The 18,810-nt window shown below is 69.7% G+C and carries 19 protein-coding genes; 7 read left to right on the top strand and 12 right to left on the bottom strand.

The genetic code is table 11. The features are described from left to right. The first annotated feature begins 32 nt into the window (after nt 1-32). A complete protein-coding gene (locus ABZT06_RS16470; protein WP_355740712.1) occupies nt 33-1,043 on the top strand; it encodes a zinc-binding dehydrogenase in 1,011 nt (336 codons plus the stop codon). Nucleotides 1,044-1,226: 183 nt separating this feature from the next. Here ABZT06_RS16470 and ABZT06_RS16475 read toward each other — a convergent pair whose 3' ends face one another. Next, complete coding sequence (locus ABZT06_RS16475; RefSeq protein ID WP_355740714.1) at nt 1,227-1,916, bottom strand: GAF and ANTAR domain-containing protein; 690 nt, start codon at nt 1,914-1,916, stop codon at nt 1,227-1,229. Between the two features lie 221 nt (nt 1,917-2,137). Between ABZT06_RS16475 and ABZT06_RS16480 the strand changes: the two genes are divergently transcribed. After that, entirely contained in the window at nt 2,138-2,839 is a 702-nt protein-coding gene (locus tag ABZT06_RS16480; protein ID WP_355740716.1) for a GAF and ANTAR domain-containing protein, read from the top strand. Between the two features lie 510 nt (nt 2,840-3,349). Here the strand turns inward: ABZT06_RS16480 and ABZT06_RS16485 are convergent. After that, nucleotides 3,350-4,747 (bottom strand): erythromycin esterase family protein, encoded by a 1,398-nt coding sequence (locus tag ABZT06_RS16485; RefSeq protein ID WP_355740718.1) that lies wholly within the window; start codon nt 4,745-4,747, stop codon nt 3,350-3,352. A gap of 215 nt (nt 4,748-4,962) precedes the next feature. On the opposite strand from ABZT06_RS16485, the gene ABZT06_RS16490 reads away from it, so the two are divergent. Further along, nucleotides 4,963-5,397, top strand: a complete 435-nt coding sequence (locus ABZT06_RS16490; RefSeq protein ID WP_355740720.1) for a VOC family protein — start codon at nt 4,963-4,965, stop codon at nt 5,395-5,397. A 191-nt stretch (nt 5,398-5,588) separates the two neighbouring features. Here ABZT06_RS16490 and ABZT06_RS16495 read toward each other — a convergent pair whose 3' ends face one another. Beyond that, nucleotides 5,589-6,107 (bottom strand): GIY-YIG nuclease family protein, encoded by a 519-nt coding sequence (locus tag ABZT06_RS16495; protein WP_355740722.1) that lies wholly within the window; start codon nt 6,105-6,107, stop codon nt 5,589-5,591. Nucleotides 6,108-6,494: 387 nt separating this feature from the next. Here ABZT06_RS16495 and ABZT06_RS16500 point away from each other — a divergent pair, with 387 nt between their 5' ends. After that, nucleotides 6,495-7,265, top strand: a complete 771-nt coding sequence (locus ABZT06_RS16500) for a polysaccharide deacetylase family protein (protein WP_355740724.1) — start codon at nt 6,495-6,497, stop codon at nt 7,263-7,265. Nucleotides 7,266-7,417: 152 nt separating this feature from the next. Here the strand turns inward: ABZT06_RS16500 and ABZT06_RS16505 are convergent, their stop codons facing one another. From ABZT06_RS16505 to ABZT06_RS16525, 5 genes are all read right to left on the bottom strand, one after another. Then, complete coding sequence (locus ABZT06_RS16505) at nt 7,418-7,996, bottom strand: hypothetical protein (protein ID WP_355740726.1); 579 nt, start codon at nt 7,994-7,996, stop codon at nt 7,418-7,420. 244 nt (nt 7,997-8,240) lie between these two features. Further along, nucleotides 8,241-9,278 carry an adenosine deaminase gene (gene add / locus ABZT06_RS16510; protein ID WP_355740728.1) on the bottom strand — a complete coding sequence of 346 codons (1,038 nt, stop codon included), beginning with the start codon at nt 9,276-9,278 and terminating at the stop codon, nt 8,241-8,243. Nucleotides 9,279-10,051: 773 nt separating this feature from the next. Further along, complete coding sequence (locus tag ABZT06_RS16515; RefSeq protein WP_355740730.1) at nt 10,052-10,273, bottom strand: helix-turn-helix transcriptional regulator; 222 nt, start codon at nt 10,271-10,273, stop codon at nt 10,052-10,054. Beyond that, nucleotides 10,273-10,764: a DUF2975 domain-containing protein gene (locus tag ABZT06_RS16520; protein WP_355740732.1), complete on the bottom strand. Its 492-nt coding sequence runs from the start codon at nt 10,762-10,764 to the stop codon at nt 10,273-10,275. The genes ABZT06_RS16515 and ABZT06_RS16520 overlap by 1 nt, the downstream gene beginning before the upstream one ends. 88 nt (nt 10,765-10,852) lie before the next feature. Then, on the bottom strand, nt 10,853-11,263 hold the full coding sequence (locus ABZT06_RS16525) for a MarR family winged helix-turn-helix transcriptional regulator (RefSeq protein WP_355740734.1): 411 nt from the start codon (nt 11,261-11,263) through the stop codon (nt 10,853-10,855). Between the two features lie 62 nt (nt 11,264-11,325). Between ABZT06_RS16525 and ABZT06_RS16530 the strand changes: the two genes are divergently transcribed. Beyond that, nucleotides 11,326-12,120 (top strand): alpha/beta hydrolase, encoded by a 795-nt coding sequence (locus ABZT06_RS16530; protein WP_355740736.1) that lies wholly within the window; start codon nt 11,326-11,328, stop codon nt 12,118-12,120. 409 nt (nt 12,121-12,529) lie between these two features. On the opposite strand, the gene ABZT06_RS16535 is transcribed toward ABZT06_RS16530, so the two are convergent. Beyond that, a complete protein-coding gene (locus ABZT06_RS16535) occupies nt 12,530-12,922 on the bottom strand; it encodes a VOC family protein (RefSeq protein ID WP_355740738.1) in 393 nt (130 codons plus the stop codon). 141 nt (nt 12,923-13,063) lie between these two features. Between ABZT06_RS16535 and ABZT06_RS16540 the strand changes: the two genes are divergently transcribed. Together ABZT06_RS16540 and ABZT06_RS16545 are read left to right on the top strand one after the other, a co-directional pair. Continuing rightward, the gene (locus ABZT06_RS16540; protein ID WP_355740740.1) at nt 13,064-13,213 is read left to right on the top strand and encodes a hypothetical protein; all 150 of its coding nucleotides are present in this window, start codon (nt 13,064-13,066) and stop codon (nt 13,211-13,213) included. Between the two features lie 153 nt (nt 13,214-13,366). Next, on the top strand, nt 13,367-14,224 hold the full coding sequence (locus ABZT06_RS16545; RefSeq protein WP_355740742.1) for an oxygenase MpaB family protein: 858 nt from the start codon (nt 13,367-13,369) through the stop codon (nt 14,222-14,224). 61 nt (nt 14,225-14,285) lie between these two features. Here ABZT06_RS16545 and ABZT06_RS16550 read toward each other — a convergent pair whose 3' ends face one another. The 3 genes from ABZT06_RS16550 to ABZT06_RS16560 form a co-directional block, all read right to left on the bottom strand. Beyond that, entirely contained in the window at nt 14,286-16,304 is a 2,019-nt protein-coding gene (locus tag ABZT06_RS16550; RefSeq protein WP_355740744.1) for a non-reducing end alpha-L-arabinofuranosidase family hydrolase, read from the bottom strand. 116 nt (nt 16,305-16,420) lie between these two features. After that, the gene (locus ABZT06_RS16555) at nt 16,421-16,603 is read right to left on the bottom strand and encodes a hypothetical protein (RefSeq protein WP_355740746.1); all 183 of its coding nucleotides are present in this window, start codon (nt 16,601-16,603) and stop codon (nt 16,421-16,423) included. A 574-nt stretch (nt 16,604-17,177) separates the two neighbouring features. Beyond that, a complete protein-coding gene (locus tag ABZT06_RS16560; RefSeq protein ID WP_355740748.1) occupies nt 17,178-18,692 on the bottom strand; it encodes a glycoside hydrolase family 43 protein in 1,515 nt (504 codons plus the stop codon). Nucleotides 18,693-18,810 lie beyond the last annotated feature (118 nt).

An 18,810-nucleotide genomic window follows, 5' to 3' on the forward strand; every position in this document is an offset into this window, starting at 1 on the left:
GACTCTCCTGCCCCCGGGTAGAAAGCAGGCTCATGACGTCCTCCCCGAGCACGATGCGCGCCGTCCGGCTCTCCGCCCCCGGCCCCGTGGACAACCTGCGGGTGACCACACTCCCGCTCCCACCCGAGAGGGACGGTTGGGTGCGCATCCGTGTCGAGGCGTTCGGCCTCAACCGCTCGGAGCTGAAGCTTCGGCTCGGCCTGAGCGTGGGCGTCAGCTTTCCCCGGGTACCCGGCATCGAGGCCGCCGGCACCGTCGACGCGGCTCCGGCCGGCAGCGGGCTGCTTCCCGGGCAGAAGGTCGTCGCGATGATGGGCGACATGGGGCGCACCTACGACGGCGGCTACGCCGAGTACACCTCGGTGCCGCTGTCCCAGGTCATCCCCGTCGACACGGACCTGCCCTGGGAGGTGCTGGGCGCCCTGCCGGAGATGGTGCAGACCGCCTACGGCTCCCTCACCGTCGGCCTGGACCTCAGGCCCGGCCAGTCCCTGCTGATCCGCGGCGGCACCTCCTCGGTCGGCCTGGCAGCCGCCGCGCTGGCGGCCTGGCGCGGTGCCACGGTGCTGGCCACCACCCGGCGGCCCGACCGCCTCGCCCTGCTGAAGGAGCGCGGCGTCGACCACCCCCTGCTCGACACCGGCGAGATCGCGCCCGCCGTACGCGAGCTGTACCCGCACGGCGTCGACGCGGCCCTCGACCTCGTCGGCACGCCGACCCTGCCCGACACCCTGCGCGCGGTCCGCGTACACGGCACGGCCTGCTTCGGCGGCAGCCTCTCCAACCAGTGGACGGTCCGGGAGTTCTCCCCGAACGAGTACCTGCCGAAGGGCGTGCGCCTCGCCGGCTACTTCGGTGACGCGGCCGACCTGCCCCGGGAGGCATTCCAGGAGATTCTGGACGCCGTGGCCGCCGGCCGGCTCGCCTTCCCCGTGGACCGTGTCTACGACGGCCTGGACCAGGTGCCGCAGGCCCACGACGACATGGAACACGACCGGGCCACCGGCAAGCTCGTCGTCCGCGTCCGGCACGAGGACCGTTGAAAAGTGTGAAAGTTGCGAAGGGTCTGAAAGTTCCCTGGGTTCGACTCTGCCGGCACTGGCTGCGCAGGAGTAGCAAGCGCCGACGTGGGGACTTGAAGGGCAGGCCGGGCGTGGCGGCGTACCCATGGGGGCCGCACCGGCCAGGCTTCTCCGGTTCAGCCAACGAGCCGGGGAGGCCGTGTTTCAGGTGAGGCCGCCCTTTTCGCAGACCTGGCGGGCGACCTCACGGAGCTTGACGTTGTTCTCCTGCGAGTAGCGGCGCAGCACGTCGAATGCCTGGTCCTCGCCGAGGTCGTGGCTGCCCATGATGATGCCCATCGCCTCGCCGATCACATGGCGGGTGGCGACGGCCTGCTCCATGTGGGAGTGGGTACGAGCGGCGGAGAGGGCGACCGCCGCGTGGGAGGCGAGCAGCCAGCCGGCCAGCTCGCCGGCCTCGGTGAACGCACCCGGCTCGCGCGAGTAGAGATTCAGCGCTCCGAGGTCGTCGTCCTCCGTGAACAGGAGGAAGCCCATCATGCTGCCCACGCCGAGCGCGCGGGCCTGCGGGGCGAAGACGGGCCACCGCTGCTGCTCAACGGTGAGATCGGCGATACGGAACACCCGCTCGCCCACCGAGCTGCGGGCGGCATCGAAGCAGGGGCCTTCCGCCAGCTGCTCCTGAAGCCGGTCGCTCTCGATCACCAGCTCGTCCGTGGCGGCGAGCGTCTCCACCTTCCGGTCGTGCAGCACGAGGATCCCGGCGGCCGTACAGCCTTCCACCAGCTCGGTGGCCGAAGCGGTGATCCGGTCGAGCGTGCTCCTCACCGAATCCTGTGCCAGCAGATCCCGGGCCATGGCAGCCATCTGCTGGGCGAAACGACTCCAGTCCACGTCACACCCTCCACTAGCTTCTACCGGACAGTCCTACCCCGCCTTCCCCGAACCTCACGGCGAGGCCGCGAACCCGACGTCGTTGCCGCGCCGGGTGACCTGGTGGGGTGCCGAGGGGGCCGTACGGCGCGAGGGGCGGGCCCGTGCTGAGGCGGTACGGCGCGACGGCGGTGAACGGGTCGGCGGTAGGGTGGCCGCACCGGTGGAGGTGGGTGGTGGCGGTGGAGTGGCGGGAATTCGCCGAGGCGATGGCCCAGCTCGCGCGGAATTTGCTGGCGCAGGAGTCGGTGCAGGGCACGCTGGACGAGATCTCGGCGTCGGCGGTGCGCCTGGTGGAGGGCTGCGACGCGGCCGGGATCCTGGCGGTCCGCAAGGGCCGGGCGGTCACGTTGTCCTCGTGCGGCGACGTGGTGGAGGCGTCCGACCGGCTCCAGGGTGAGCTGGCCGAGGGCCCCTGTTTCGATCTCGCCGCCCGCGCCGACAGCGGGAACGGAGAGCGCGTGTTCCGGATCGCGGACATCACCGAGCCGCAGCCGGACTGGCCGCGGTTCGCCGCGGCGGCCCGCGATCTGGGTATCGGCAGCATGACCGGGGTACTGCTCTACACCCACGACGACGACTTCGGCGCGCTGAACCTCTACGCCCGCCGGCCCGGCGCCTTCGGCAAGGACATCGAGACCGCCGGCTGGATGCTGGCCTCGCACGCCGCCGTCGCCCTGGCCGACGCCCGCACCATCGACCAGCTCGAGGACGCCATGAAGACCCGGCATGCCATCGGTGAGGCCATGGGCATCCTGATGGAACGCCACAAACTGAGCGAGGACGACGCGTTCAGCGTGCTGCGCCGCATCTCACAGCAACACAACATCAAGCTGCGCGACGTCGCCCAGCGGGTCCGCACCGACCGCGCCGGCAAGGCCTGACCACTCTCAGAGGCAGGGAGTGGCTGCCCTTCGTCCCCGTGATCATGAACAACGGTGGTGTCTGCCGCGGCGACGACACCCACCCGTACGACGATGCGCCCGCATCTACCGGGCCACCACACCCGCCGAGGTGACCGCCGTTCTCACCGAGAGCGGCCACACGGGAGTGGAACCACGCACCGTCGCCGGTGTCGTGCGCGTCGAGAGTCACGCGCAACCGATCGAGGGCGCGGCGCTCGACGGACACGGCATCTCGATCGGTGACCCCATCCTTGGTCATGCGCAGCTGGGGCACCGCGGCAAGCGCGCTCGGCGTCCGGACCGCAGTGGACGGGCTCGCGTAAGTCGACGACCTCCACCGCTGTGAACTCCGCCCCCGTCAGGCCGGTGCCGTACGCGGGGCGTGATCCGCACCGCGGTCGACGACACCCTGTAGTCGATGGTGCGCGCCGGCCCGGGATCGGCGTCGAGTCACAGGGCCCGGGCGGCGGTGTGCGGGTAGTCCGCGGATCAGGGGGCGCCGAGATACGTGGTCGCCTCGACGTCGTGCAGGTGAATGAGGATGTCGTGGGCCCGGCCGAGGGCGGTCGTGTACTTGACGGGGTCGGGCCATCCGGCGCCGATGTTCCAGGTGACGCGCTCCTTGTCCAGCCAGGCACGCGCGGGTTCGGGGGCCGTGCGCAGGTCGAGGATGTAGTCGTCCTGGCGGGCCTTGTCCAGGGTGTCTTCGTTGGAGCCAGGCTCGGCCGCCCCCACCCGGTAGGTGCGCATCACGTTGTCGGCGGTGCCGAATGCCTTGAAGGCACCCCTGTAGAAGCTGAAGCCGATGCTGACGTAGTCATTGCCCAGGGCATCGCGCAGGAAGGCACCCTGCGTCTTGGGATACCGCGCGTCGAACGAGTCGTAGGACACGTGGGTGTTGTGGGCCGACAGCAGGATCCGGTCGCCGGTGTGCTTGCGCCACCATGCCACGTTCTCGGCCATGACCTGGTCACGGAGTCTCATCATCTCCGCCACCTGCTCCTCGTCGTCGAAGTCGAAGGCCATGCCCCTGGCCATCTGATGAATGGCCCTGGCATGCTGCACCATCCACACGTGCTCCTGCTGGTCGGCACCGGTGACAGCGCGCTGCTGCCGCAGGAGCTCGTACACCTGCCTGGTCCGCTCCGCCCGCTCCCGGCGCTCGGCGAGCGGCAGCTTGAAGTACTCCTCGCCGTAGGTGCCGGCGTCGGTGACCGGTGCCAGACCGCGGTACAGGTCGGTGACGCGTTCCAGCAACTGCGGGTACCTGCGCGACACATAGTCGGTCACTCGCTCGTACAGCTCCGGTCCCGCATAGCCCATGTCGTCGCCGATGAACTGCACCGGGTCGTCGGGATGGCGAAGGTTGTAGTCGCGCATCCACGCGATGAGGTCGAGGTAGTCCCGGTTGTTCCAGATCCGGTAGGAGCCCTGGAACTCCTCGCGCGCGATGTCGTCGAGGTCACCCTTCCCGTCCAGTACGTACTCGTTGAGCCGCACCCCGCTGCTCCACGGAAGCTCCAGGGAGAAGGACCGAAAGCCCTTCTCCTCGACCAGATAGCGGAAGACCCGGTGCTTCATGCGGAAGAAGTCCCGCGAACCATGGGTGGCCTCGCCCAGCCCCACCACCTTGGCGCTCCCGACCATACGGCCCAGCGCCTCCAGGTCCCGCAGACCGCCCTCGGGGTCGGTGCTCTTCAGCGTGTGGGCACTGCGCTCGATGGCGGTGACCACTCGCTCCGTGTGCTGCGCGGAGGCAGATGCCTTCGCCACCGAGACCGCGGCGGGCGGCTTCGGCCCAGTGTCGCCGATGGCCGGAGTGGCCACCGCCACCGCGCTGAGGGAAAGGAGGACCGAGGAGATGGCTACTGCCTTGTGTCGCGTCATGGCTACAGATTTCCGTGCGCACGGGGCACGTCACCAACCCGTGCGCTGCCCACCTGCGGGTACCGCAGGCACCACTTCGGTCCACCACCCGCACGCAGCACCACCCCGTCAGACGAGTTCGCGTCAAGTGAGTGCGCAACCCTGCTTCGTGTCGCCGTAGAGCAAGACCTCGCCACACCGGTGGCCCGACAGGGGCGCCCTGTTAAGGTGCGCCGATGTCAACGATCAAGCAGTTCCAGGTCACCTTCGACTGCGCGGAACCCGAGCGCGTCGCTCGCTTCTGGTGCGAGGTGCTGGGGTACGTCGTGCCGCCGCCCCCGGCAGGGTTCACCACTTGGGAAGATTTCGACCGCTCCCTGGCTCCCGAAGATCAGGGGGCGTGGTTCGCGTGCGTCGATCCCTCGGGTGTCGGCCCGCGACTGTTCTTTCAGCGCGTTCCCGAGGGCAAGGTCGTCAAGAACCGGCTGCATCTCGATGTGCGGGTCGCGACCGGGCTCGTGGGTGAGGAGCGCCTGGCCACCCTGGAGGCCGAATGCGCTCGGCTGGTCGCGCTCGGGGCGGTACGCGAGCGACTCCTGCCCGCCGATGACGACAACGAGTCGTGCATCGTGATGCGGGACATCGAGGGCAACGAGTTCTGTCTCGACTGAGGCATCCCCGACCGGAGCGGGGTGCAACGGTGGCGCGAATCAAGGCCGCCGGCGTCGGAGTGGTGGATCGCCGACGGCGTGGACACTGCTCAGGCGGTGGGTCGGAGGAGGCGTCGCACGCCGGCGCCGGTTCGACTCGATCACGATGACCTCCGGTGTGGGGGAGTCGTCAAGGACGCTCATGACGGCGATCACGGCTTGGTCCGTTTGGGCCGCCGTCCCGGCGGGAGCTGTGCGGCCTCGGCCCCCTCTGCGTCTCTGGCGAGTTTCGCGATTTTCGTCTGTGCTGCGGTGATGCCGCGGAGGATGAGGCGTAGGTGGGTGGTGGACTCGGGTACGGCGGCCCGGAGTTCTTCCAGTCGCCGTTGCTGCGCGGCGAGTTCGGCCCTGAGGCGGGCGGCGCGGTCGGGTGGTGGGGGAGCGGCCTCGCCGTTGAAGATGACGTTGTGCAGGGGCCGTTCGGCGTGGACGGCTTCGCGTTCGGCCGCGTGTGCGTCGTCGGGGTAGTCGATCTGTATGCCGATGACGCGGGGGCCCCAGGACTGTTGTTGCAGGTGGGTGCGGATGCGGGTGAGCGGGCAGGTGGAGATGCCGACGTACAGCAGGCCTTCGAGGCCGTAGAGCCGGTACAGGGCGGTGCGCCCGGCGGTGTGCAGGCTGCCTTCCTCGTCGAACAGGCTGCGCAGGAACTGCGTGTCGATGTCCGTCATGACGCGGCCTTTCTCGGCTCGGGGCGCGCGGTGGCGGTCGCGGCTGGCTCTTGCCGCCCCGCGGCCGGGCGGCACTGCCATGCGCCCGGAAGCGGGCGGCGACCGCACGCCGTTGTCCATACCTCACGGTCCCACGTGGGTGTGACACCGCTCTTTCCCGCGGGCACGCCAGGCGTCGGCACGGATCACCTGGAGGTGTTCTACAACCGGTTGATGGCAGGGGCGCATGGCCGCACCCCCCGGCAAGGTCAGGGGTTGTCCGCGAACTCCCCCGGAATTGTCCTTGATCGGTAACGGACGCATCCCGCAGCCCCAGTCCCTCGTCTTGTCAGGTGGTCATGGAGTGACCAGGGATTCGACGAGGAACTGCGTGAAAGCGGGGCGGACATGGCACGGCACGGCGGGCGGGGCTGGAACGGCAAGGTGCTCGGGGCGGCGCTCGGGGTGACGTTGCTCGCCGCCGGTGCATCGGTGTGGACCGCGCAGGCCGACGCAGTAGGAGGCAGGTCGCCCAAGGCGAGCACGTCGGCCACGCCGGGCAGTGCGGTGAAGCCGGTCGCGGTGACCATCGTGCATGCCTCGGACAAGGGGGCGCGTGGCGTCAACATCACGATCGACGACGGCCCCGACCCCGTATGGACCCCCCAAGTGCTGGACGTGCTGCGGGAGTACGGCGTCAAGGCCACGTTCTGCATGGTCGGGACGCAGGCCCAGGCCCACCCGGACCTGGTGAAGCAGGTGGTCGCCGCCGGGCACCGGCTGTGCGACCACTCGGTGTCCCACGACACCACCATGGACAAGAAGTCCGAGGCCTACCAGTCGCAGCAGATACTCGACGCCGAACGCATGATCACCGAGGCGTCCGGCGGCGTACGGCCGATGTACTACCGGGCCCCCGGCGGCGCCTTCACCCCCTACAGCCGTAAGCTCGCCGCGTCCCGGGGCATGCGTCCGCTGGGCTGGAACGTGGACTCCAAGGACTTCGAGCGACCGGGCACGGACGCCATCGTCGCCACCGTCGAACAGGAACTGCCGGGTGGTCCGACTGTCCTCTTCCACGACGCCGGCGGCGACCGTTCCCAGACTGTCGAGGCCCTGCGCCAGATCCTGCCCCGGCTCAAGGAACAGGGGTACTCCTACGGCTTTCCGGTGCGCTGAGCCCGGCGGCCGCAGCCTGCTGCGCTGCTGACCGCCGCGCCGCGCCACGCCGAAGCCCTGAAGCGTCCACCACGACGCCGGACGTAGCCGGGCGGCGGACACGGTGTCCGTCTTCAGTCGTCGGCCCGGCCACATGGGACACGGCACGCTCCCTACCCGACGAAGTCCGGCTGCCAGGGCAGGACCCGGAAGTCACCCGTGCCGCTCTTCACGCGCTCGAACGGCGCTGAACTCACGCACTTCGGGAGGTTTTTGGTCTCCACCGGGTTGCCCACGGACGCCCAGCTGTAGCCCAGCCGGTCGTGCCGGCCCACGTCGTGCACGGTGAAGCCGACCCGCTTGCCCTTCGCTCCCGGCAGGTCGCTGCTGGTCATGACACCGGTGGCGACCGCGACCTTCCCGCCCGTCACCAGGCAGTCGATCCTCCCCCTGGCCCAGGCGCCCTCGCCGTCGAGGTAGTGGCTGAAGCGGAACGTCCCGGTGGCCTTCCCCGGGTCCATCCGGTGCTTGGCGGCGAGATGCGCGTCGAAGGTGAAGGTGATGTCGTCCCCGAGTGTCCGGGACAGCTTGGCGGACCCGGTAAGGGCTGCGGCTTCCCTTCGGCCGCCGGAGGAATCGGCCCCGGGCGAACCGCCGAAGGCCGCGGCGGAGGCGGTACACGCGACGGTGATCAGGACGACGGCGCCCGCGGCGACACGAATGCGGGTGGAGGCTGACGCATTGCGGCTCATCGCTGGTCCTTTCTCGTGGATGACGCCCGTGCTCTGCGGGCGCCTCCCCAGAGTCCCGCGAGCTGACGGAGCCTCACATCGCCCGCCGAGCTGACGTATTGCTCCCCCGCCCGGCGCACCCCGGTGATCGCCATGACCCCATGGGGGTACGCCTGTCTGCACCCCTGGTCTCACCTCAACGGGACAGCACCGGCCGATCATCCAGGGCCGGGTCGCAATCTCGGACCGCCCTCCCGGAAACTGATCACAGATGCGGCAGTTGCGAGTCACAGGGGATCCGGGGCCCCGTTGCTCGGTCAGGGGTGGCCAGCCAGTTGCCGATGCGTGTGACCGCATCCTCCACCAGTACGCGCGGGGCACCGGAGGACTGGACCGAGACGCGGGCGATCGCGGCGAGTTGGCGGTCGGTGAGCGCCAAGGCTGTGCGGGCCGTCTCGTACTCCTCCAAAAGGCCGGCGCCGAACAGCAGCGGGTCGTCGGCGTTGAGCGTGCACCGCACACCGGCCCGCAGCAGAACCGGCAGCGGGTGGACAGCTAGGGACTTCACCACGCCGAGGGCGATGTTGGAGGTGGGGCAGACGTCCAGGACGACGCCTTCCGCGGCCAGGCGGGCGACGAGAGCCGGGTCCTCAACCGCTCGTACGCCGTGGGCTATTCGCCGCGCGCCGAGCACATCGAGTGCGGCCCGCACACTCGCCGGACCGGCGAGTTCACCAGCGTGCGGGGCGGATATCAGCCCGGCGTCACGGGCGATGGCGAACGCCTCGGCGAACGGGCCGGCGGGATGGTCGGCCTCGTTGCCGGCCAGACCGAAGGAGACCACGCCGTTGCCTGCCCGACGGGCTGCGAGGCGGGCCGTCTCGACAGCCTGCGCGGGATCCGCGTTGCGCCGGGCGAACATCAGGACGCCGAAGCCGATCCCCAGCCGGGCCGCGGTGCGGCGGCCCTCGTCGATCACCACGTCCAGCAGTTCGAGCGCACCGGCCGGATCGGCCACGTACGTCAGGGGGTTGACGTGCGGCTCCACCCAGACCGCCCCGTCCGCGGCGGCGTCCTCGACCACCTCGCGCACCAGCCGCAGAAGGTTCTCCCGCGGGCCTTCGCGCACCAGCCGGGCGGCGAGGCTGTACATGGGCGTGAAGTCCTCGAACGACGACAAGTTGCCCGGGACCTGCAGCTGTCGGCCGTCCTCACCCGCGAGTTCCCTGAACGTGGTGGGGCGCATCGCGCCTTCGAGGTGGAGATGCAGATGGGCCTTCGGCAGCCGGGCCAGGTCGCGCATGCTGCGTCATCCTACGGGGCCCGGCCGCCGACGGGTGGCTGTGCCGACCCGCAGGCGGACCGTCTCGTATCCGGAGCGGAAGGAGCCGAGCCGGTTCAGCGTCAGGTTCGCCTCCGCCTTGGACAGGACAGGGGTGTAGCTGCTCGCCTGATCGGCCGGTCCGCCGGTGGTGTTCTCGGCGACGTACGGGAAGGCATACGCCGGGCGCGTCGCGGTCGTGCCGCCGCTGCGGCGATGAGCTTCTGCCCGTCCCCGAACACCTCGGTGATGGCCGTGGCCGCGACGATGTGCCCTGTGCTCGCGGCGAGTTGGGTCCCGGACAGGCTGGTGCGTGCCGCCCCGGCGCCGCGCCCGGCAACGGCTGGGGCGGCCGGCTGTGGCGACGATCCCGGTGAGGAGGCTCCGGCGCTTCACAGGTCTTGATCCCTTCGGAGGACGACTGGCGTCAGGGACCCTAGGCCGCCCAGGAAGAGTTAATCAACAATATTGTCAACAACTAATGGAACTCACAGTGGTGCGACAGGCCCGCTGCCCAGGTTGCTGGAGTCAGCCAGACATCTGCGGGACTCGCTCGGAGGCACCGGGATCGGCGGCGTCACGGGAACCGGAACACCCCCGACTGGAGGCGCCCCCTCCTCCGGTCCCTCCCCGTCCGCCGGTGGCGGTGGGGGGGCGGTGTGGTCACGCCGGCGATGGGCGCGGGCGCCCTCGCGCTGTCCCACATCAACGATCGGTGCAGCGGTACCGGGCGTCTCCCGCCGGCCCGGGGCGCGTCATCCGTCCGCGGCGCCCTCGACCTCCCAGCGCAGCAGGTCGCCCGGCTGGCATTCGAGTACCTCGCAGAGCGCGGCGAGCGTCGCGAAGCGGACCGCCTTGGCGCGGCCGTTCTTGAGGACCGCCAGGTTGGCGGGGGTGATTCCGACACGGTCCGCGAGCTCTCCCACGGACATCTTCCGCTTGGCCAGCATCACGTCGATGTCGACGGTGATCGGCATCAGATCACCTCGGCCAACTCGGCCTGCAGCTGCGACGCCTCGGCGTCGCGCGCGACGGCCTGGGCGAGCAGCATCCGCAGCACGAGCACGATGAGCGCGACCCCCAGGATGGCCACGCCGATCCCGCCCATGATGACGGTGACACCAGGGTCGTCCCGTTGGCCCGGCGCATTGACGGCGGTGACCGCGAACCACACGAGTGCGGCCGCCACGATCGCGCCGATCACTCCGTCCACGTACCGGAAGGCGGCGTGGGAGAACACGGTTCCGCGTCGCACCATCGTCACCAGCCGCCCCACGCACACCACGGCGACCTGCACGGACACCATGCCCAGGATCGTGATCACGCGCAGCGCGGTCAGCGGGAGCGATCCGTCCTCCGGGTCTTTCCCACTGACCAGCGCCCACACCATCAGCGCCTGCACGAACACGGTGCCGACCAGCACCATCACGAGCACGGCCCGCAGCGCACCGACAGCCAGCTTTCCCATGACCCAGACCCACCCTTCCATCGAGTTGCGATGGAAATCTATCGAATATCGATAGGTTTAGCAAGCGTGGGGAGGGAGGGCGGATGTCTCATTGGGTAGTGAGGCGCCGGAGCAGCTCGAGCAGGGTGGCGCGGTCCGTGTCGGGCAGGGCGGAGAAGCAGTCGGCGAGCACCTCGTCGGCCACCTTGTGGCCGGCCGCCAGGACGCGTTCGCCGGCGCCGGTGAGGTGGTGTTCGATGCGCCGGCCGTGCCCTGGCCGGCGTTCCACCAGGTCCTGGGCCGTGAGGCGGCCGGCGAGTGTTCCGAAGGCTTGCTCGGTCTGAAAGGTCGCCGCCGCCAACTCGCGCGCGGATGCTCCCGGGCAGCGGCTGATCGCACGCAGCGCGTCCCATTGGGCCAGTGTCGTGCCGACGGCCTGGAGGGCGCTGTCGAGGGCCCTGTGCTGTCGGTACTGGGCCTGCTTGACCGCTCTGCCGAGTTCTTGCAGCTCACCGTGCATGGATCGAGTCTACGTCATGACCAAGCTAGCTTATATAAAGATGTTTAGTTAGAGTGGTGCGCATGTCCACCGACGCATCAGCCGTGTATCCCGACCTGTCCCTCACCCTGTCCGAAGCCGGAGCGGGCAGGCCGGTCCTCGTCCTGCACGGTGGCGGAGGCCCCGCCACCGTCGCCGGCCTGGCCCTGCACCTCTCCCGCACCGCCCACACGATCACGCCCGTGCACCCCGGCTGGGACGGCACCAGCCGCCCCGCGCGGCTCACCGGCATCGACGACCTCGCCCTCACCTACCTGCATGTCCTGCGTGAACGCCGACTGCGTGACGTTCTCGTCGTCGGCTCCTCCCTCGGCGGCTGGACAGCCGCGGAGATGGCCCTGCGCGACACCGCGGGAATCATCACCGGCCTGGTCCTGATCGATGCCGTAGGCGTACAGGTCGAGACGGAACCGATCACTGACCTGTTCGCCCTGGACGCCCGCGGCGTCGCGGAGCACTCCTGGCACGATCCCGACCGCTACCACCTCGATCCGGCCGACGTCCCGGCCGAAGAACTCGCGCGCAGGCAGGCCAACATGGCCACGATGCGCATCCTCGCCGGCGACCCCTACATGCATGACCCCACGCTGCTGTCCCGGCTCGGACAGATCCAGGTGCCCACCCTCCTGCTCTGGGGGGAGAGCGACCGCATCGTCACCCCGGCCTACGGCGCCGCGTACGCCGACGCGTTCGGCGACGGCCGACTCGAGGTCATCCCCAAGGCCGGCCACCTTCCGCAGATCGAACAGCCGGAGGCCACCTTCGCTCTCATCGACGAGCACCTGCGCCGGACGAGCAGCCCTGTCGGTCAGCCCTGAGCAATCTTGGTCTCCGCCGGAGTCGGCCGAGGAGAGGGGCGCGCGTGTCACTGCTCATCAAGGGATTCCTGCCGAGCGACCTCGAACGCCGCCTTCTGCTTCGGATCCATGAAACCTTGACGGACATCGCGGGCCTTCTCCGCGACGACGGAAGAGCGTGAACGGGCCGAACTCCGCAGGGCCAGCCAGATCCGCCCCTTTCCCTTCTCCTTCCGCCCGGTTCGCGTCCCCGGCGACGCGCCGGGTAGGCGGCGGGAGCCCAGTGCTCCCAGAGCGCCGGCGTGACCGCGGGCACGAGCACGGCACGCTCCGCCTCGTCACGCCCCTCCCGTACGAACGTGACCGTGACGGGCTCGCCGACCGCCTCGGCCGGCCCGAGCACGATGTTCGTGCTCGGGCGCCTGAAGTGTCAGGCCGTCGGGTCAGTGCGCGCGAAGAGGCAGAACGGGTGGGCCGCCGGGTCGTACAGGACACATACATCGGCCTGAGGCTGGACGTCCGCCAAGGCCGCGCCCAGCGCAAGGGCGTGATCGACGGCCGAGGACAGGTCGCTCACCTCGATGTCCAGATGCATCATCATCTGCTGCTCGGACCGGCGAGAAGGCCACTGCGGGCGTTCGAAGAGCGGCTCTGTCTGGAAGGACAGCCCGGCAGTGCCGTCGGGCGACGCGATCTCGACCCAGCCCGGTTCTTCCTTCCGTAGCCGCCACCCCAGCAGGCCCTGGTAGAACTGCGCGAGCTCACGGGCGTCCGGTGCGTCAAGAGTGGTCGCGGCCAGCATGAAACGCGGTGAGGGCTTCATACGGTAGTGCTGCCCGGTACCGCCGCTGTCAGCACCGAGGTCTCTTACGCGCAGGGGTGGGACGGCGGGCCCGGGGTAGCCGCGTCTGTACGAAGGCTTTGTCGTACAGGAGTCGTCGTCGACCTACTCAGGAGGACAGTCGTGCCTGGCATGTTGGAGAAGATCAAGCAGTTCAGCAAGAGTCCGCAGGGGCGGCGTGCCGCCGAGCAGGTGCGTCGTGCCTCGGCCGATCCGCGTCGCCGCGCCCAGGCTCGGCAACTGCTCGGCAAGCTCCGGGGACGGGGCCACTGAATACGCCTCCACGTCCCCTACGGCCCGTGCGACCTCTGTGCGGGCCGTAGGGGACACCAGAAGCGAGGCGCCACCCGCATCCGGACGTACGGCCGCCGGGGAAGAAGCATGAGCGGGTGTGCTCGTCCTGGGCGGGAAGGAGGTGCGGCGGTGATGACCGACCTTCGTGATCGGCTGGGCAGGGCCGTGTTCCTGCGAGTCGCCGGCCCGGACGGGCCGGCCAACCGTGCCCGCATCCACGACACACCCGGACCCCGGTGGTTCGGTCCGGAGCGTCCCATCCGCACCGTCCACGGCGACGCGTCTATGTTCATCGGCGGACTGAGCGCTCTGCTCCTGCAGTCCCTGCATCCGCTGGCCATGGCCGCCGTGTCCGCGCACTCCGGGTTCCGCGGTGATCCCTGGGGACGGTTGCAGCGCACCAGCACCTTCCTGGCCGTCACGACCTACGGCACCGCTTCCGACGCCGAGGACGCCGTCGCGCGGGTGCGGGGCATCCACCTCAGGGTGCGTGGAACGACTCCTGAGGGACTTGCCTACCACGCCGCGGACCCGCATCTGCTCGGCTGGGTGCACGCCGCCGAGACCGACAGCTTCCTGCGCGCGCACGAACGCTACGGGGCCCGGCCGCTCGACGCGGCGGGCTATGACGCCTACGTGGCCGACACCGCGCGGGTGGCCGAAGCACTGGGTGTGATCGATCCACCCCGAGATCGCCGGGCCCTGGCCGGACTGCTGGCCCTGTACCAGCCGGAACTGCGGGCCACTCCCGAAGCACGGGCCGCCGCCCGGTTCCTGCTGCTGCACCCACCCGTACCGCTTGCCGTGCGGCCGTTCTACGGCGTCCTGGCGGCGAACGCGGTCGCGCTGCTGCCCTCGTGGGCGCGCACCGTGCTCCGGCTGCCCCGGCTTCCCGTCGTGGAGGGGCTCACGGTCAGGCCCGCGGGTCTGCTGCTGACGCAGACCATCCGCTGGGCCATGACGCCGGGGGCGCGATCGCGGCTGGAATGAGGCTCGCTTGTTCCACCGGCGCGGTATGGGCCCCGCCCCCGGCGCGGGGCCCATACGGCGGTCAGCAGGGCGAGTTGGTCTGGGTGAGCAGGCCCAGCCGCCAGGGCAGGCTGTTGTAGTCACCGCCGGCGTTGGGATCCTTGCCCTGGTACAGGTACTGCAGCTTGCACGCCGGGATCGTGAGTGTCTGGTCGTATCCCGCGCGGATCATCTCGCCGTGACTGATGTCCCGGCTCCATGTCCCGGCCGGGAACGTCACGTTGCTCGACTTGGCGAACGGGTTGCTCTCGGACGCGGCCAGGGGCGACCACGAGCCGGCGAGGCTGCTCGACGTCCAGGAGCGGAAGTAGCGCCGGCCGTCCGAGCCGATGGCCTCGACGAGTAGCAGGTACTGATTGCTGCCCTGCACCTTGTAGACGTTGCTCGCTTCGAACAGGGCGTACTTGGAGTCCTGGGCCGCGATGACGGTGTTGGTGAAACCGTTGGGGAACTGGCCGACAGTCGTCTGGGAGCGGTAGAGATGGCCGTTGTCGTCAGAGGAGAACAGGTAGCAGTTGGCGCTGTCGCAGATCACCCACATGTCGACCCAGTAGCCGTTGCCGATGTTCTGTTTGATGACGTCCGGCATCGAGGCGTAGAAGTTCTTCGGGGCGCTCCACCCGTTGGGGTTGCTGATGTCGGGGTTCGTCGAGTACGAGGCGTTGCCGGTCTGGTAGACGAGGTACCACAGGCGTTGCTGGGTGTTGTAGAAGACCTGGGGCGCGGCCCTGTACCCGGAGCCGATGGCGGTGCGGTCCAGATAGTGGTGAGTGGCCGAACCCGCCTGCGACCAGTCGGAGAAGCTCAGGTACACCAGGTTGTACCCGGCGGAGCTCGCGGTGCTGGCGAACACGTGGTACTTGCCGTTGTAGTAGACGACCGACGGGTCCTTGATCCCCGCGATGTTGTGCGTCGCGTCCGGCTTCGGCGCGATCAGGGCGCCGCTCGAACTCCAGCGGAAGGAAGTGGGGAGCGCTGCGGCGGACCGGGTCGAGAGGGCGCCTGTCCGCTGTGCCGCGGCACTGCCTCCCAGAGCGGTGAGCGTCGACTGGTAGGCGGGCTTCTTGGTGCCGTTGCGGTCGAACAGCAGTGGGTTCTCACCGCTGCGCCAGGAGTCGCTGTCCCGGATGCCCCAGACGGTGATGCCGGTACAGCGCGCCACGTTCATGCAGGCCCGAACCGTGTTGGCGTACGCGGCTGTCGGCGCCTGCGCGATGTCCAGCTCGGTGATCTGTACGTCCACGCCCAGTGCGGCGAAGTTCGACAGGGTCGTCTGGAAGCCGGCCGGCGGTCCGCCCGCCCCGAAGTGGGACTGGAGGCCGACGCAGTCGATGGGCACGCCGCGCGCCTTGAAGTCGCGCACCATGCGGTAGACGCCCTGGGTCTTGGCGTCGCTCCAGTTCTCGATGTTGTAGTCGTTGTAGCAGAGCTTGGCCGACGGGTCGGCCGCCCGCGCGGTGCGGAACGCCTCCTCGATGAAGCCGGTGCCCAGCACGTCCCGGAAGACCGAGCTGCGCATCTGGCCGCTGCCTCCGTCGGCGAAGGCCTCGTTGACGACGTCCCAGGCGTAGACGCGGCCCTTGTAGTGGTTCATCACCTGGGTGATGTGGTTGTTCATCACGCTGCGCAGGGTGGTGGCGTCCCTGAGGGAGCTGACCCAGCTGGGCAGTTGCTGGTGCCAGACCAGGGTGTGTCCGCGCAGGCGCTGCCCGCGCGCCTGCGCCCGGTTCGCGATCTGATCGCCGGGGCCGAAGTTGAACGAGCCGCGAGAGCGCTCGATGGTGTCCCACTTCATCTCGTTCTCGGGCGTGACCGCGTTGAACTCGCGGTCCAGAATCCCGGTGTACGTGCCGTCGCCGAGCCGTCCGGCGGCCACGGCGGTGCCGAAGTACCGTCCGGACTGGGCCGCTTGGGCGCCCAGTGTGGAAGCGCGGATGGCGTCGGGTGCGGCGTTCGCGGCGCCGGGCGTGACCAGGGCGGCCACGGCCAGCAGTGGCAACACCGAGGCTCGGCGACGGCCGAGCCGTTTCAGCGGGTTCATGGTTCTCCTCGTCCGGTCGGGGTGGGGGGTTGCGCTGTGCGATCGACGGGATGGGATCAGGGCGTCGACAACGCGAACCGCAGGACGCGGACCGCGCCGCCGAGCGGACGGGTGGCCTAATGGAAGAGGGTGCTGTAGGAGAAGGTCCCGGGGCGGGCCGCGCCGGGCCGGATGTCCGCGGCCGCGCGCAACCTGAGGCCGTCTCCCGAGAGGGGCACGCTCACGACCTCGGCGCCCGTACCGGTGGCGTACCAACTGCCGTTCACCGACAGCCCGTTGACCATCACCGCCCGTGTCACTCCGGCGTCCTGCTTGAAGGGGCGGAAGCAGCGGTCGGGGAGGGCCCCGTCAGCGGCACGAAGGCACCGGTGACCAGGCCGCCGGCGGCGGTCAGCACCCGACGACGGTCCGGGCGTTGACGCGAACATGACATATCCATGTGTCGTTCTCTCTGCGAGGGAGCGCGGTGGGGGCGGGGTGATCCTGCTCGTTCGAGAGTGCGAACGCCGACTGACGTGTCGAGCATCCAGGATCATAGGAGGCTGACGCATCCCGTCAATGCCTCTCGCACGATTCGCTGTTGCCGTCGAATGTTTCGCTGAAATCGAGCGCTCCCGAGGTGTCCGAATGGAACGGTCGGACGCCATCAGGTGTTGACATCTCCGGGACTCTCTCTAGCATCCGTACGGTCCGCGATCCGAAAAGTAGATCGAAATTTCGAACTGTCGGTCAGGGTCATTGCGCGAGCCGTGGACCCGCCCTGTGCGATCGTCATCCGGTGTCTGCCGCGGAACGCCGCGCGAGAAGCGCGTTGCCCCGGTCGCCGGGAGGGGCGACCGGGGCAACGGTGGTTCGGGATGCCGTACCGGGGGTTCAGCCGTCGAGGGGCTCGTAGTCGAACCAGTCGAAGTGGACGGTGGCCGCCGTGGCGTACATGCCGATGACCCGGCCGGTGAAGCCGCCGGCCACCTCGGTCGACAGGTAGCGGCCGTCGAGGGTCGCGAGCTCGGTGAACGTGCCGTCGGGCTGCTCGACGCCGAGGGAGACGACATCGGGTCCGGTGCACGGCCCGTGCGGCGAGGGCGGTTCCGTCATGGTGACCGCGAGGACCACCGGACCGGCGGGCACCGATCGCTCAGCCACGACCGTGCGCAGGGAGCCGACGCGCGCGATCACCTCCACCCGCGTGCCCGACACCTCGATCGCGTAGTGATGCCGTTCGTCGAGCCGGACGGCGAGGCCACCGCTTCCCTCCGCCGCATCGACCAACGTGCGTGCCCGGCACGACAGATGCTGCTGGCGCCGGCCGGTGAAGACCACGTCGGGCTCGTCGAGGGAGTCGCCCCGTGCGCGGAGCGTCAGCCATCCGGGCCGCTCCTTGGTGGTGCAGTGCTCGGCGGGCCGGTCGCGCAGGGAGATCCAGGACGGGCGCAGCTCCGCGAGGTCGAAGTCGTCCCGCTGCTCCTCGAGGGGGGTGGGGGAGAGGGGCCATGGCAACTCTGGTAGTTCCAGAGCGACTTCACCGACGACCGGCCAGCCGTCCACCCAGGTCACGGGCGCCAGGTAGGTCTCCCTGCCGAGCACGTGCCAGCCTGGCGTGCCGCCGCGCGGTCGTACGCCGAGCAGCACCATCCACCAGGAGCCGTCGGGGCCCTGGACCAGGTCCGCGTGCCCGGTGTTCTGCACCGGGTGGTCGGTGCCGCGATGGGTGAGGACCGGGTTGGCCGGGCACGGTTCGAACGGCCCGGTCGGCTTGCGGCTGCGGGCGATCGACACACCATGGCAGCGCTCGGTGCCGCCCTCGGCGATGAGCAGGTACCAGTACTCGCCGATCCGGTACAGGTGCGGTGCCTCCGGCGCCTTGGCGCCGGGACCGCCCGACCAGAGGCTGTGCGGAGTCCCGTACGTCTGCCCGGTGGACGGGTCGATACGGACCTGAGCGACCCCGGCGACCGTGCACCAGCAGGTGCCGTCCTCGTCCCAGGCGAGGTCGGGATCGATGCCGGGTACACCTGGCGCCCAGACGGGATCCGACCACGGTCCGGCCGGGTCGGTGGCCGTGACGATCAGGTTCCCGCCGCCCTCGCTGCAGTTGGTGACGATCAGCCAGAAGCGCCCGTCGTGGTGGCGCAGCGTCGGGGCGTAGATCCCGCCGGAGGACGGCATGTCGGCCGGAAGTCGCAACTGGCCCGGCCGGTCCAGGGCGTTGCCGATCTGCGTCCAGTGCACCAGGTCGCGGCTGTGGAAGAGGGGGATGCCGGGGAAGTACTCGAAGCTGGAGCAGGCGAGATAGTAGTCGTCGCCTACGCGGCAGATGCTGGGGTCGGGGTGGAAGCCGGGGATCACGGGGTTGGCGGGGGTGCCGTCCGCCTGATGCTGGTGGGACACCGGTGGGTCCTCTCGTGGAGTCCTGGTAAGCAGTGCTGAAGCGACCCCTGACTTCCTGTGGGTACCGTGTCGAAGCGCTTCACTTGCGCGCAAAGGTAACGGACTGATTTCCCTGGGA

Source organism: Streptomyces sp. NPDC005483 (genome assembly GCF_040606035.1).
Classification (GTDB): domain Bacteria; phylum Actinomycetota; class Actinomycetes; order Streptomycetales; family Streptomycetaceae; genus Streptomyces.